At 66.4% G+C, this 13,020-nt stretch carries 12 protein-coding genes; 7 read left to right on the top strand and 5 right to left on the bottom strand.

Annotated elements, in window-relative coordinates; translation table 11 throughout:
• The first annotated feature begins 85 nt into the window (after window positions 1-85).
• Together CV023_RS07835 and CV023_RS07830 are read left to right on the top strand one after the other, a co-directional pair.
• Window positions 86-799, top strand: a complete 714-nt coding sequence (locus CV023_RS07835; RefSeq protein ID WP_230744911.1) for a hypothetical protein — start codon at window positions 86-88, stop codon at window positions 797-799.
• A gap of 73 nt (window positions 800-872) precedes the next feature.
• Window positions 873-2,003 carry an FAD-dependent monooxygenase gene (locus CV023_RS07830; RefSeq protein WP_230744910.1) on the top strand — a complete coding sequence of 377 codons (1,131 nt, stop codon included), beginning with the start codon at window positions 873-875 and terminating at the stop codon, window positions 2,001-2,003.
• A 60-nt stretch (window positions 2,004-2,063) separates the two neighbouring features.
• Here the strand turns inward: CV023_RS07830 and CV023_RS07825 are convergent, their stop codons facing one another.
• The 5 genes from CV023_RS07825 to CV023_RS07805 all read right to left on the bottom strand — a co-directional run bounded on the left by CV023_RS07825 (window position 2,064) and on the right by CV023_RS07805 (window position 7,442).
• Entirely contained in the window at window positions 2,064-2,579 is a 516-nt protein-coding gene (locus CV023_RS07825; protein WP_230744909.1) for a hypothetical protein, read from the bottom strand.
• The gene (locus CV023_RS07820) at window positions 2,576-3,679 is read right to left on the bottom strand and encodes an adenosine deaminase (RefSeq protein ID WP_230745180.1); all 1,104 of its coding nucleotides are present in this window, start codon (window positions 3,677-3,679) and stop codon (window positions 2,576-2,578) included. The genes CV023_RS07825 and CV023_RS07820 overlap by 4 nt, the downstream gene beginning before the upstream one ends.
• A 65-nt stretch (window positions 3,680-3,744) precedes the next feature.
• Window positions 3,745-4,944 (bottom strand): BMP family ABC transporter substrate-binding protein, encoded by a 1,200-nt coding sequence (locus tag CV023_RS07815; protein ID WP_230744908.1) that lies wholly within the window; start codon window positions 4,942-4,944, stop codon window positions 3,745-3,747.
• Window positions 4,945-4,991: 47 nt separating this feature from the next.
• Window positions 4,992-6,218: an amidohydrolase gene (locus tag CV023_RS07810; RefSeq protein ID WP_230744907.1), complete on the bottom strand. Its 1,227-nt coding sequence runs from the start codon at window positions 6,216-6,218 to the stop codon at window positions 4,992-4,994.
• 114 nt (window positions 6,219-6,332) lie between these two features.
• Entirely contained in the window at window positions 6,333-7,442 is a 1,110-nt protein-coding gene (locus CV023_RS07805; protein WP_230744906.1) for a mannose-1-phosphate guanylyltransferase, read from the bottom strand.
• A gap of 367 nt (window positions 7,443-7,809) precedes the next feature.
• Between CV023_RS07805 and sdhC the strand changes: the two genes are divergently transcribed.
• The 5 genes from sdhC to CV023_RS07780 all read left to right on the top strand — a co-directional run bounded on the left by sdhC (window position 7,810) and on the right by CV023_RS07780 (window position 12,668).
• On the top strand, window positions 7,810-8,187 hold the full coding sequence (gene sdhC, locus CV023_RS07800; RefSeq protein ID WP_230744905.1) for a succinate dehydrogenase, cytochrome b556 subunit: 378 nt from the start codon (window positions 7,810-7,812) through the stop codon (window positions 8,185-8,187).
• A 1-nt stretch (window position 8,188) separates the two neighbouring features.
• Window positions 8,189-8,638, top strand: a complete 450-nt coding sequence (locus tag CV023_RS07795; RefSeq protein WP_230744904.1) for a succinate dehydrogenase hydrophobic membrane anchor subunit — start codon at window positions 8,189-8,191, stop codon at window positions 8,636-8,638.
• Window positions 8,639-8,648: 10 nt separating this feature from the next.
• Window positions 8,649-10,409, top strand: a complete 1,761-nt coding sequence (gene sdhA, locus CV023_RS07790) for a succinate dehydrogenase flavoprotein subunit (protein WP_230744903.1) — start codon at window positions 8,649-8,651, stop codon at window positions 10,407-10,409.
• Window positions 10,409-11,200, top strand: a complete 792-nt coding sequence (locus CV023_RS07785; RefSeq protein ID WP_230744902.1) for a succinate dehydrogenase iron-sulfur subunit — start codon at window positions 10,409-10,411, stop codon at window positions 11,198-11,200. The genes sdhA and CV023_RS07785 overlap by 1 nt, the downstream gene beginning before the upstream one ends.
• A 169-nt stretch (window positions 11,201-11,369) precedes the next feature.
• The gene (locus CV023_RS07780; protein WP_230744901.1) at window positions 11,370-12,668 is read left to right on the top strand and encodes a D-alanyl-D-alanine carboxypeptidase family protein; all 1,299 of its coding nucleotides are present in this window, start codon (window positions 11,370-11,372) and stop codon (window positions 12,666-12,668) included.
• Window positions 12,669-13,020: the final 352 nt, after the last annotated feature.

Here is a 13,020-nt window from a genome sequence, read left to right as displayed (position 1 = left end):
CCGAGGCCCGAGGGCTCGCGACCTTTAGTCTGAGAAGAGGATCCGCGGATCCCGGTCACCGCCCCCGACGATCACTCGAGGAACCATGCGACTTCGCCCCTTTGCCCTTCTGTCCGCCGCCGCGCTGCTGGCCACGACGACGGCCTGTGTGTCGACCGGCGAGGACACCCGCCCCCAGCCGCGGCCGTCCGTGAGCGAGGAAGAGGTCACCCCGATCGCCACTCCGGACGACGCCCCCGAAGTCTCCGTCGTCGACTCCTCCCCCGGCGGTGCGAAGGAGACCGATCCGCTTTGGCAGGGCCTCGCCGAGGCGGCCGAGAAGAAGACCGAGGCCTACCTCAAGGTCTACGTCCACTCGGGCAACCCCGAGGTTCCCGACTCCGGTCAGATGACCGTGACCGCAGACTCCCCCGACAGCGTCAGCGTCACCGTCGATGCCGAGAACGTCGACGCGGACAAATCCCCGTTCCTGCTCATCCACGGCACCTTCGAGGTCGAAGAGATCGGCGGCTCGGCATACACGCTGACCACCGTCGACGACGAGGACATTTCCGAACTCGACCCGCAGAGCCCCGATGACGAGGCGCGGTGCACGGCCGATGACGCCCAAGACCGGATCTCCTTGGCCGCCGACGACCTCGCCGATGATCCCGACAAGCGCGAAGACTTCCGGGCACAGTGGGGCGGATCGCCCCAGGTCTGGTGGGGCATTCAGATGACGGCGATCAGCCTCGGCGAAGAGGGCGAAGTCGCCGGCGACTTCCTCACCGAAGCCTGCGGAGAATACCTGCAGCAGTAGCTCTGGCATCGGCTGCGAGCAGGCGACATGGCGCAGTCGCGGACCGAGACACCACAGCACCGGAGGTGAGGGCATGAGGATCGGCATCGTCGGAGCCGGCATCGGAGGTCTCTCCGTGGCCGTCGGACTCCACCGCGCCGGCGCCGAGGTGAGAGTGTTCGAACGCGCCGAGGCGGTCCGTGCAGGAGGCTCGGGGCTCTCGATCTTCGCCAACGGACTGACCGCCCTCGACGCCCTGGGACTGCGCGGCGAATTCGAGGCGATCACCGACAAGAAGGTCGAATCCCTCACGGCGGGACAGAGAAAGGCCGACGGCACGTGGATTGCGCGTCTGCCGAGTGGCTCCGTGGGCGAACTGCGCATCGTCGACCGCGCCGATCTCCACAGGATCCTTCTCGACAACCTCCCCGAGGGCACTGTACGCACCTCGGCGGAGGTCACCTCGGCGAGTCCCGAGGGAACGCTCACCTTCCGGTCTGGACCCGACGAGACCTTCGACCTCGTCATCGGTGCCGACGGACTCCACAGTCGGATCCGCGAGGCCGTCGCCGGGCAGGTGCCGATCCGCTACTCGGGGTATTCCGCCTGGCGGGGCATCACCTCGGTGCCGGTGGATCTTGAAGGCGCGGCCGGGGAATCCCTCGGACGCGGCCGCCGCTTCGGGATCGCACCGCTGGCCGATGGGCGCGTGTACTGGTTCGCGGTGGCGAATATGCCCGAGCGCGCCGTGTTCGCCGATGAGAAGACCACGGTCGAGCAGATGTTCGCCGGCTGGCACTCCCCCATCGCCGAACTCATCGCGGCGACAGCGGCCGAGGCGATCGGCCGGACGCCGATCTCCGACCTCGGGGCGCACCTGCCGAGCTTCCACACCGGTCGGATCGTCCTCCTCGGCGATGCCGCCCATGCGATGACGCCGAACCTCGGACAGGGTGGCGGTCAGGCGCTCGAAGATGCGGCGACGCTCGTGCGGCTGTTGGCCGCTCAGGCTGACTCGGAGCCCGCGGACGAGGACCTTGCCGAGGTGCTCTCGCGCTATGACAGGCTGCGCCGGCGTCGGACGCAGTCCATCGCGGCGAAGTCACGACTCCTGGGCACGCTCTTCCAGCTCGAATCCGCACCGCTGATCGCTCTGCGCAATACGCTCATCGGCCTCGCCCCACCGAGGCTCATGGCCGCTGAAGCCGAGCGCACCCAGCGCTAGGATCCGCCGGAGAGCTGATCCCCTGCGTGCTGATTCTCTGCGCCGCTGCCCCGCGGCAGGTCAGTCGGCCAGGGCTCGGTTGTAGGCGTCGACGACCGGGGGCAGGAAGTAGCCGATGATCACGGCGATGGCGGTGAGCAGGCAGCCGAGGCCCAACCACAGGGAGCCGCCGATGACGCTGAGTCCGAAGACGATGACGAGGAGTTCGAAGGCGATCGCCGCGGGCCGCGCCCACCGATGCAACCGCCACGATCCGCGTGCCGCTGCGGCCACACCGGCCGCGAAGATGAGGAACATGACGGCCAGGCCCAGCAGTGACCCCGCCAGAGACCCGGCGCCGAAGGCCGTGACGACGAAGGTCACGGCCGAGCCGAGGAGCACGAGGACCTGCACACCGAGGACCGTGACGACGAGCAGCATGGCCCGCGGCGCGGGAACGCCGTGATCATCGGGACCGGCTGAACCGGCTCGCCCTCGACCGGCTCCCCCGCGGTCGCCGCCCCCGGTGCCACCGGGTCCCCCAGAGCCACCGGTTCCCCCAGCGCGATCGGCCGAGCCGTTGCCCTTCTGCGTCAAATGTTCACCCGTGCGAATCCGGGGATGAGGATCTCGTCGAGCATACGCTCACGCACATCGAGCGGCAGGAACGCCGCAGTGATCGCGTTGACGGTGGCCCACTCGAGGTCGGTCTGCGTCCATCCGGCCTCGTCGACGAGGAGGCGCATCTCGCGGGTTACCGAGGTGCCCGACATCAGTCGGTTGTCCGGGTTGATGGTCACGGCGAAGCCGAGGTCCTTCAGCCCGGTGATCGGGTGGGTGGCGATGGTGCCGCCGATGTCGGTCTGCAGGTTCGAGCTCGGGCACAGCTCGAGCGGGATCTGCTGGTCGAGGACCCAGGCGGCCAGGCTGCCCAGCTGTCCTTCGCCTTCGACGATGTCCATGTCCTCGACGATCCTGGCCCCGTGGCCGATGCGCTGGGCATGGCAGATGGTGATCGCCTCGTGGATGGATTCCTTGCCGTCGGCTTCGCCGGCGTGGATCGTCACCGGCACGTAGGCCTGGTGCAGGGCGTTGAAGGCCGAGAGGTGCGCCGAGGGCGGGAAGCCTTTCTCCGGGCCGGCGATGTCGAAGCCGACGACGCCGGATTCGGCGCCCTTCTCGCGGTGGCGGATGGCGAGTTCGGCGATCGCCATGGCATTGTCGGCCTGGCGCATGGCCGTGATGATCTGGCCGACGCGGATGAACTTGCCGTCTGCGGACGCCTCGATGACTCCGGCTTCGAGTCCCTCCTGGACGGCGTCGACGGCCGCATCGAGGTCGAGTCCGCCTTCGAGGTGCTGTTCGGGTGCCCACCGGGCCTCGGCGTAGAACACGCCGTCGGCCACCTGGTCGAGGACCCATTCCTTGGCCACCCGGGCCAGGCCCTCGCGGGTCTGCATGAGCGCGACCGTGTGGGAGAAGGTCTCAAGGTAGCGGACGAGGTCACCGGAGTTCGCCGATTCGGAGAACCAGCGTCCCAGCGACTCGGCATCACCGGCGGGCAGTTCATGGCCGATCTGCTCGGCCAGTTCGATCATCGTCGCCGGGCGCAGACCGCCGTCGAGGTGATCATGGAGGGAGACTTTGGGCAGCTGCAGAATCGGGTCGTCCGATGCGACGCCGGCGGGAGTATTCATCACCGCCCCAGCTTATCGGATCGCCGGGACATGACAGCGCTGACTTCCCCGCGCCCATGCAATCCTCAGGACTTCTCCGGGTCGATGTCTCCGCTCTTGATCCGCTCGCGCAGATCGGTGATGCTGCGACCGGCGTCGGAGACCCTGCTGAGGAATCCGTCCTCGGCCGCGATCCGGATCCCGCCGTTGTCGATCGTGCCTTCGTAGTGGCGGTCAGCGACGAGGAATCCGCCCAGATCTTCGGGAGTCTCCTTCGACGCCTCGGCCACCTCGTCGGGGTTCTTGCTCTGCGGCCATTCGGGGAACATGCTGCGCAGGCCGCGCCGGACGTTGGGCTCGATCGTCGCGATGATCGTCTTGCTGAACGCGCCCGGAGTGCCGTACCAGATGATCTTCGGCAGGATCGGGTCCGCGTCTTCGCCCTCGTCCTCGTCCGGCTCGGCCGTCGTCTGCTCGAGGCGGGTCTCGGTCGCGGAGTTCACCACGCCCATGGCCGCCGCCGAACCGAAGGGCACGAGTACGTCGACATCGTCATCGTGGGCGGCGTCGAAGAAGTCCCGGCCGGCGCCTTCGGTGTCGTCGACCGTCCGGTCGAGCGTCGAGGAGCCACGGTAGGACTTCACTTCCTCGGCGTCGTCCTCGGACTCCTTGTTGTAGAGCTCGACCCCGGCGTCGAAGGCGGCGAGGATCTTCTCGGCCTGTGGGAATCCGCGGGAGACGACGGCACCAACCTTCCCGGATTCGCTGGCCGTGGCGGCGATGTATCCGGCGATATAGGCCGGCGGGACGAGGTCGAAGTCGATGCTGAGCACATTGTCCGGAAAATCCTCATGCCCGCTGGCGACGCCGAGGAACACGGCGTCGGGGTGGGCCTTGGCATGGGCGCCGAGCTCATCGGCGCCGCCGGGTCCGATGACCGTGGTCAGCGCGCAGTCCTGCCCGTTCATCCGTTTGAGGGCCGCCGAGGTGGCCGAGGAGTTCGAGACGCGCTGACTCGAGGTCGCGGAGAACAGTCCGGCCGAGCGGGCCAGTTCGGTCTCCTCGAGGGTGAGTGCTCCGGCCGAGTGATCGTCGAATCCGGCCGGTGCCGAGATCATGCAGCCGGTGGTCGTCTCCTCGACGGGCTCTGGGGCGGCCACCGAACAGCCGGCCAGGGCCAACAGGCTCAGGGCGCTGAGACCTGCACCGAGGCCAGCGCCGAGTCCCCCGCCGAGGCCCGCGCCGAGCTTGGCGCCGAGTACCGGCGACGTGACCTTCCTTCTCATGCGTCCAAGATTATCGGCTCAGCCTGAGTGGGCGGTGCGGGGGTGTCTCACGAGCGGTCGAGGACCTTGAGGGCGGTGGCAGTGAAGATGCGGGCCGCGATCTCGACGCTTCTCTCGTCGATGAGCAGATCGCCCTGATGGATGTCGTAGGTGTGGCCGCCGGGGGTGCGGGTGCCCATCCGCACCAGCGCGCCGGGACAGTGGGTGAGGTACCAGGCGAAGTCCTCCCCGCCCATGGACTGCGGGGTCAGCTGGACCGAGTTCTCGCCCAGCTCCTCGCGCACGGCGGTCTCGATGAGCGCCACCTGGTCCTCGGTGTTGACGACCGGTGGCACGCCGCGGCGGTGTTCGAGATCGACCTCGACCCCGTACGGGCCGGCGATGCGCTCGACCAGCTCGGGCAGCACCTCGGCGACCTGATTCCAGCCGTCCACGTCGAGACAGCGCAGAGTGCCCCGCAGGATCCCCTCGCTGGGCACGACGTTCGCGGCGTGTCCGGCGCTGATCTCACCCCAGACCAGGGAGATCGCATGCCGGGGGTCGATGAGACGCCCCAGGGTCGAGGGCAGATCGGTGGCGAGTTTGCCCAGGGCGTAGACGAGGTCTTCGGTCAGGTGCGGCCGGGAGGTGTGTCCGCCGTGACCGGAGAGGCGGATGATGACGGTGTCTCCGGCTGCGGTGATGGCGCCGATGCGCGAGCCGATCCTGCCGACGTCGACGTTCGGATCGCAGTGGACGGCGTAGACCTCGGGCACTTCGTCGAGGACGCCTTGGGAGATCACGCGCAGGGCGCCTCCCGGGGTGACTTCCTCGCCGGGCTGGAAGATCAGACGCACCCGGCCGCCGAGGCCGCCGGGGGTGGTCTCGTGGATCTGCTGCAGCGCGATGCCGGCCCCGACGAGGCCGGTCAGGTGCACATCATGGCCGCAGGCGTGGGCGACCCCGGGCACGGTCGACCGGAACTCCTCGTCGATGAGGTCGTCGATGGGCAGGGCGTCGATGTCGGCGCGCAGTCCCACCGCGACGGGGCCCTCGCCGATCTCGCAGACGACTCCGGTGCCCTCGAGGCGCTTCGGGTTCAGCCCCGCGGCTTCGAGACGGGAGACGATCTTGTCGGTCGTCTCGTACTCCTGGAAGGACAGTTCCGGGTGAGCATGGATGTCGCGGCGGAAATCGATGAGCTCTGCACCGATCTCAGCAATTCTCGAGCTGATCACGTCTTGTCCTTCGGTGAGCGCAACGCCGTCGGGGCGAGGGTCGGTCTTCTCAAACATTGGTAGCCATGCTAGGCACTCACCGTCATATTTGGGCGCAATGCGACCAAATTCGACACACAGACACCGCGTCCCGCCGCTGGCTCCGACTCAGGCCCAGCCGCAGGCTCCGTCTCAGAGGAGGTCGTCGAGTCCGCGCTCCCCGGCCAGAGACACGGCCTTCTTCACGTCCTGCGCGTGCGAGCGGGAGGTGATGAGCAGGACATCCTCGGTGTCGACGACGACGAGGTCATCGAGCCCGACGATGGCCACGGTGCGCGGCTGTTCGGAGAAGACGACTCCGGAGGAGTCGACCTCGAGGAGGTCGCAGTTGCCGCCGATGGAGATGACCCCGCGGGGTTCGCCGGGCACCGGCTGGCGCAGGCGGGCCACGGAGTCGAAGTCGCCGACGTCGTCCCAGCCGAAGTCGCCGGGGATGACGATGACGCGGCCGGCTGCGGCAGCCGGTTCGGCCACGACGTAGTCGATGGCTCGCTTCTCCAGGCCGGGCCACACCTCGGCGAGGGTGTCCTCATGAGACTCGGTGCCCCAGGCCCGGGCGATCCGGCTCAGCCCGGCGAACAGGGTGGGGTCTTCGGTGGCGAGTACGTCGAGCAGTGCCGAGGCCTTGGCGATGAACATGCCGGCGTTCCACCGGTAGCGGCCGGAGTTGACGTACTTGCGGGCGGTGCTCGCGGCGGGCTTCTCGGCGAAGGCCCTGGCCCGCCTGGCCGTCGGCGCACCGTCGAGGCCGAGCAGCTCACCGGTCTCGATGTAGCCATAGGCGGTGGCCGGATTGCGGGGCATGATGCCCACGGTGACGATGTCGCCGGTCTCGGCGGCAACGCAGGCCTGGTCGATGACGAGGCGGAACTCGTCGACGTTCGTGATCGAGTGATCGGCGGAGAACGAGCCGACGATCGCCTCGGGGTCCTCCTGTGCGATGAGCATGGTGGCCAGGCCGATCGCTGCCGCGGAGTCCTTGGGTGAGGGTTCGGCGAGGATCTTCGTCGGCGAGATCTCCGGCAGCTGTTCGGCGACCTGTTCGAGGTGGCTCTGTCCGGTCACGACCCAGACGTTCTCGTCACCGACGATGGGTGCCACGCGGTCCCAGGTGGACTGGATCAGGCTGCGTCCGGTGCCGAGCACATCGTGGAGGAACTTCGGGGATGCCTTGCGCGAGAGCGGCCAGAGCCGGGTTCCGGATCCGCCGGCAGGGATGATGGCGTGGAAGTGGGTGTTCACGAAATCAGTGTCTCAGAGTTCGGGCAGGGGTTCACCGATGTTGTCCGCCGTGTCGGAGTGGGGAGAACCGGAACTCCGGTCACGGGGAACTCCACTTCCCGACATCGTCGACGAACCACGACCCCCGACGATCCCCCGCCTCGGCGGGCGTTTCGACCTCCCAGGTCACACACGTGAACCCCGGAATTAGCGAATACGACTGTGCCCTAAATGAAATTCCATGAGACCGCAAATCCCAATTTTGAGGGAACTGCCAGGGTTGTGGTGTGATCCGCGGCTCTCGGCGGTGTCTCGACTGGCACCGAGGCGGTGTTGAGCGTAGCTTCTAGACGTACACAGTCGAATTACCCAAGATGGAGGATGCTCCGTGGCCAAAGCGTCTACGGGCACTCTGTACCGAGGAAACGAAGGAATGTGGTCCTGGGTCGCGCATCGCGTCACAGGCGTCGGAATCTTCTTCTTCCTTCTGGTCCACGTGCTCGATACTGCACTCGTCCGCGTCTCGCCCGAGGCCTACAACGCCGTGATCGGCACCTATAAGACACCGGTCATGGCATTCGGCGAGATCGCCCTCGTCGCCGCGATCGCATTCCACGCGTTCAACGGTCTGCGCGTCATTCTCGTCGACTTCTCGAAGAGTGGCCCGAAGAACCAGAAGAAGCTGTTCTGGGGAGTCATGATCATCTGGCTCATCATCATGCTCGCGTTCATCCCCCGCCAGATGATGCACACGTTCGGAGGCTGACATGAGCACAACATCCATTCCGGCTCCTCGCACCGGTTATTCGCGGCACAAGTCGACCCGGTCGAAGTTCGAGATGTTCGCCTGGCTGTTCATGCGCATCTCCGGCATCGTCCTCGTCATCCTCATCTTCGGCCACCTCTTCGTCAACCTGTGGGCCGGCGAAGGCGTTCAGGCCATCGACTTCGGATTCGTCGCCGGCAAGTGGGCCAGCCCGTTCTGGCAGATCTGGGATCTGCTGATGCTGTGGCTGGCGATGCTGCACGGCACCAACGGCCTGCGCACCATCATCATGGACTACGCCGAGAAGCCCGGCACCCGCATGAGCCTTCAGGTGATCCTCTACATCGCCTCGATCGTCGTCATCGTGCTCGGCACGCTCGTCATCTTCACTTTCGATCCCTGCCCGGCCGGAGCCGACCCCGCACTGCTGGCGTCGTTCTGCCAGGCCTAAAAGGAGAAACATGCAGGTACATCATTACGACGTGGTCATCGTCGGTGCCGGCGGCGCCGGGATGCGCGCAGCGATCGAATCGGGCCAGCGCGCCCGCACCGCGGTGCTGACCAAGCTCTACCCCACCCGCTCCCACACGGGCGCCGCTCAGGGCGGCATGTGCGCCGCACTGGCGAACGTGGAAGAGGACAACTGGGAATGGCACACCTTCGACACCGTCAAGGGCGGTGACTACCTGGTCGACCAGGACGCCGCCGAGGTGATGGCGAAGGAAGCCATCGACGCCGTCCTCGATCTCGAGAAGATGGGGCTGCCCTTCAACCGCACCCCCGAGGGCAAGATCGACCAGCGTCGCTTCGGTGGTCACACCCGCGACCACGGCAAGTCCCCGGTCCGCCGCTCCTGCTACGCGGCCGACCGCACCGGACACATGATCCTCCAGACGCTCTACCAGAACTGCGTCAAGCACGGCGTCGAGTTCTACAACGAGTTCTACGTCCTCGACCTCGTCATGACCGAGGTCGACGGGGTCAAGCGTCCCGCGGGCGTCGTCTCCTACGAACTCGCCACCGGTGAGATCCACGTCTTCAAGGCCAAGTCGATCGTCTTCGCCACCGGCGGCGTCGGCAAGGTGTTCAAGACCACCTCGAACGCACATACCCTGACCGGTGACGGCATGGCCGTGACCTACAACCGGGGCATCCCGCTCGAGGACATGGAGTTCTTCCAGTTCCACCCGACGGGTCTGGCCGGACTGGGCATCCTCCTGTCCGAGGCGGCCCGCGGTGAGGGCGGCATCCTCCGCAACTCCGACGGTGAGCGCTTCATGGAGCGCTACGCCCCGACGATCAAGGACCTCGCTCCGCGTGACATCGTCGCGCGTTCGATGGCCAACGAGGTGCGCGAAGGCCGCGGCTGCGGTCCGAACAAGGACTACGTCCTCCTCGACCTCACCCACCTCGAGCCTGCGCACATCGATGAGAAGCTGCCGGACATCACCGAGTTCGCCCGCACCTACCTCGGCGTGGAGCCCTACACCGAGCCGGTGCCCGTCTTCCCGACCGCGCACTATGCGATGGGCGGAATCCCGACGAACATCGGCGCCGAGGTACTCGCGGACAACGACACCGTCATCCCCGGCCTCTACGCCGCCGGTGAGTGCGCCTGCGTGTCCGTGCACGGCTCCAACCGTCTGGGCACGAACTCGCTGCTCGACATCAACGTCTTCGGCAAGCGCGCCGGCATCGCCGCCGCGGAATACGCGAAGACCGCCGATGAGGTGGAGCTGCCGGAGGACTCCGAGTCCGACGTCGTCGCCCTGCTCGAGAAGATGCGGACCTCCGACGGCACCGAGCGCATCGGCGCCATCCGCAAGGACCTGCAGGACATCATGGACGCCAACGTGCAGGTGTTCCGCACCGACGAGACCCTCCGGGAAGCCCTGGACGAGATCGCCAAGCTGCGCGAACGCTACAACAACGTCGGCATCCAGGACCGCGGCAAGCGCTACAACCTCGACCTGCTCGAGGCTGTCGAGCTCGGCTTCCTGCTCGAACTAGCCGAGGTCATCTCCGTCGCAGCCATCCACCGCAAGGAATCCCGCGGCGGACACTTCCGGGAGGACTACCCGAACCGCGACGACGAGGGATTCATGCACCACACGATGACCTACCTCGATCCCGAATCGGAGACCGACGGCATCAAGGGCATGCGCCTGGAGACGAAGCCCGTCATCGTCACCCGTTACCAGCCGATGGAGCGTAAGTACTGATGAGCACCACTGCAGAAACAGCCGAACCCGCATCGAAGATCGACCTGCCCGACCACGTGGCCGGCGACAGCGGCTCGATCCCCTCCTTCGACTGCACCTTCCGGATCGCACGCTTCGACCCCGAACAGGACTCGGAGCCGCACTGGGAGGAGTACAACGTCACGATGTACGGCACCGACCGTGTGCTCGATGCCCTGCACAAGATCAAGTGGGAGATCGACGGCTCGCTGTCCTTCCGCCGTTCCTGTGCCCACGGCGTGTGCGGCTCGGATGCCATGCGCATCAACGGTCGCAACCGTCTGGCGTGCAAGACCCTGCTCAAGGATCTCGACACGAAGAAGCCGATCACCGTCGAGGCGATCAAGGGCCTTCCGCTCGAGAAGGACATGATCGTCGACATGGAGCCCTTCTTCCAGTCGTACCGCGAGATCATGCCCTTCCTCATCACCTCGGGCCACGAGCCCACGCGTGAGCGCCTCCAGTCCGCCGAGCAGCGCGCGGCCTTCGACGACACCACCAAGTGCATCCTCTGCGCTTCGTGCACCTCGTCGTGCCCCGTGTTCTGGACCGACGGCCAGTACTTCGGTCCGGCCGCGATCGTCAACGCGCACCGTTTCATCTTCGATTCGCGTGACGAGGGCGGGGACATGCGCCTCGAGATCCTCAACGACAAGGAAGGCGTGTGGCGCTGCCGCACCACCTTCAACTGCACCGAGGCCTGCCCTCGCGGCATCGAGATCACCAAGGCGATCTCCGAGGTCAAGCAGGCGGTCCTGCAGCGCGCGTTCTGATCCGAACGGTGTGAGTCGCGCGGTGTGATCCGCGCGGCTTTCAGCCGGCACCAGCGCCGAGGCGGTCGTGCACTTTCGAGTGCACGGCCGCCTTTCGCATTCCCTGCGAGCCGGCCTACGGAGCATTTCCTGAGGATTCCGAGCCGGACACGAAAGTAGACTGGGGCGCATGCGTTCTTCCGGCATCACTGCTTCCTACCCCGCAGCTGCGGCGACGACTGCGACAGCGACCGCTGACATCCCTGTGCCGGGTGCCGGACGGTCGAGGCTCATGCTGGCCCTCGCCGCGTTGGTCACGCTCTTGTTCGTCGGGGCCCAGCTCGTCCTATCCCCCACCGCGTCCTGGGCCGATACCCAGCAGGCGGAGAAGACGGCGAAGGCGTACGTGACGCCGGACGACCTCGGCGATGGGACGAAGTCACCGGTCCCGGTGGGAACGTCGTGGCTGGTCGGGGACCTCGATACGGGTGAGCTGCACGCGGCGAAGAACGTGGAGAAGAAGCACGCGCCGGCCTCGACGATCAAGCTGCTCACCGCTCTGGCTCTCGTCGATGTCCTCGACGATCGGAAGCAAAAGGTCGAGGCGAAGTTCGAGGACATGCAGATCGACGGCACGAAGGTCGGCCTCATGCAGAAGAACAAGTACACCGTCGATCTGCTCTTCCACGCGATGCTGATGTCGAGTGCCAACGATGCGGCCAATGCGCTGGGCCGGGCGGCCGGCGGGCAGGACAAGGCCGTGGCGCTGATGAACGAGAAGGCCGCCGAGCTGGGAATGACGAACACCCACGCCGCGAACACCTCGGGACTCGACGAGAAGGACCAGTACACGACGGCCGCAGACATGATGAAGCTCGCCTCGGCGGTGTGCGATGACGACTATCTGATGAAGGTCATCGGCACCGAGACGTTCAAATTCCCGGGCGGGAAGAACCCGGACACCAAGGAGAAGTTCAAAGGCTACGAGATTCAGAACCACACGAAGATCGTCGGTCAGGTCGACGGCGGGCTGGGTCTGAAGAACGGCTACACCTCCACCGCGAAGGGCTCCTACATTGCGGTGGCCGAACGCGACGGTCACCGTGTGGTGGCGACGATGCTCGGCATCGACAACAATTCCCGGCAGGCCGCGGTCGACCTCCTCGAGTGGGACTTCGCTCAGAAGGATCCCGTGTCCCTGCAGACCGTGCCCGTCGGTGAGAAGGTCACCCCGAGTGCCGACCCCAGCGCCTCGGAGACGACGAGCGACGCCGGGAGCGCCGCGGATGCCGACAGTTCGCCGGGTGCCGACGCTGACGGATCTGCGAGCGGCGCCCACGATGACTCTGCGGCCCGGTCCTCCTCGGGAGTCTTCGGGCTCCCGGACGGTGGCCTTCTTCCGCTCGGCCTGCTTGCCGGCGGAGTCGTGCTCCTCATCGGATCGGTCCTGGTGTGGCTGCGAATGCACCGTCGCACGCGCAGGCAGTGAGGCTCACCACCTCGCTTTGACTTCTCGTTCTCCGGGACGTTAAGCTGGTGTCTTGCATTCGGAGAGGTCCGGCTTCATCGAACCACTCAACGATCGAATTCGACGACATGATGACCGTGTCGACGATCGACTACCAGGTTCGTCGTGCAGATGAGATGCCACGGACAGTGTCTCCTCCGAATGCAGATCCCCCACCGGTACGGATCAACTCGTGCCCCGGTGACATTCTGAGCAGGTCAGCCGCCGAAACGATCGGCAGGCGACGTGCGATGACCGGCGATCACCCCATCGCCGACTCAACACGAAACGGATGACGTGCGTTGCTGCATGCCGTCCACCGACGAAATGAAAG

Source organism: Brevibacterium sp. CCUG 69071 (assembly GCF_021023135.1).
Taxonomy (GTDB): Bacteria; Actinomycetota; Actinomycetes; order Actinomycetales; family Brevibacteriaceae; genus Brevibacterium.
This window is presented reverse-complemented; position numbering and strand designations above follow the sequence as displayed.

Bases quoted from the DNA above. Each gene is read 5' to 3' on its own strand.
- CV023_RS07835 (WP_230744911.1), top strand. From the start codon at position 86: ATGCGACTTCGCCCCTTTGCCCTTCTGTCCGCCGCCGCGCTGCTGGCC.
- CV023_RS07830 (WP_230744910.1), top strand. From the start codon at position 873: ATGAGGATCGGCATCGTCGGAGCCGGCATCGGAGGTCTCTCCGTGGCC.
- CV023_RS07820 (WP_230745180.1), bottom strand. From the start codon at position 3,679: ATGAATACTCCCGCCGGCGTCGCATCGGACGACCCGATTCTGCAGCTG.
- CV023_RS07815 (WP_230744908.1), bottom strand. From the start codon at position 4,944: ATGAGAAGGAAGGTCACGTCGCCGGTACTCGGCGCCAAGCTCGGCGCG.
- CV023_RS07810 (WP_230744907.1), bottom strand. From the start codon at position 6,218: ATGTTTGAGAAGACCGACCCTCGCCCCGACGGCGTTGCGCTCACCGAA.
- CV023_RS07795 (WP_230744904.1), top strand. From the start codon at position 8,189: ATGAGCACAACATCCATTCCGGCTCCTCGCACCGGTTATTCGCGGCAC.
- sdhA (WP_230744903.1), top strand. From the start codon at position 8,649: ATGCAGGTACATCATTACGACGTGGTCATCGTCGGTGCCGGCGGCGCC.
- CV023_RS07785 (WP_230744902.1), top strand. From the start codon at position 10,409: ATGAGCACCACTGCAGAAACAGCCGAACCCGCATCGAAGATCGACCTG.
- CV023_RS07780 (WP_230744901.1), top strand. From the start codon at position 11,370: ATGCGTTCTTCCGGCATCACTGCTTCCTACCCCGCAGCTGCGGCGACG.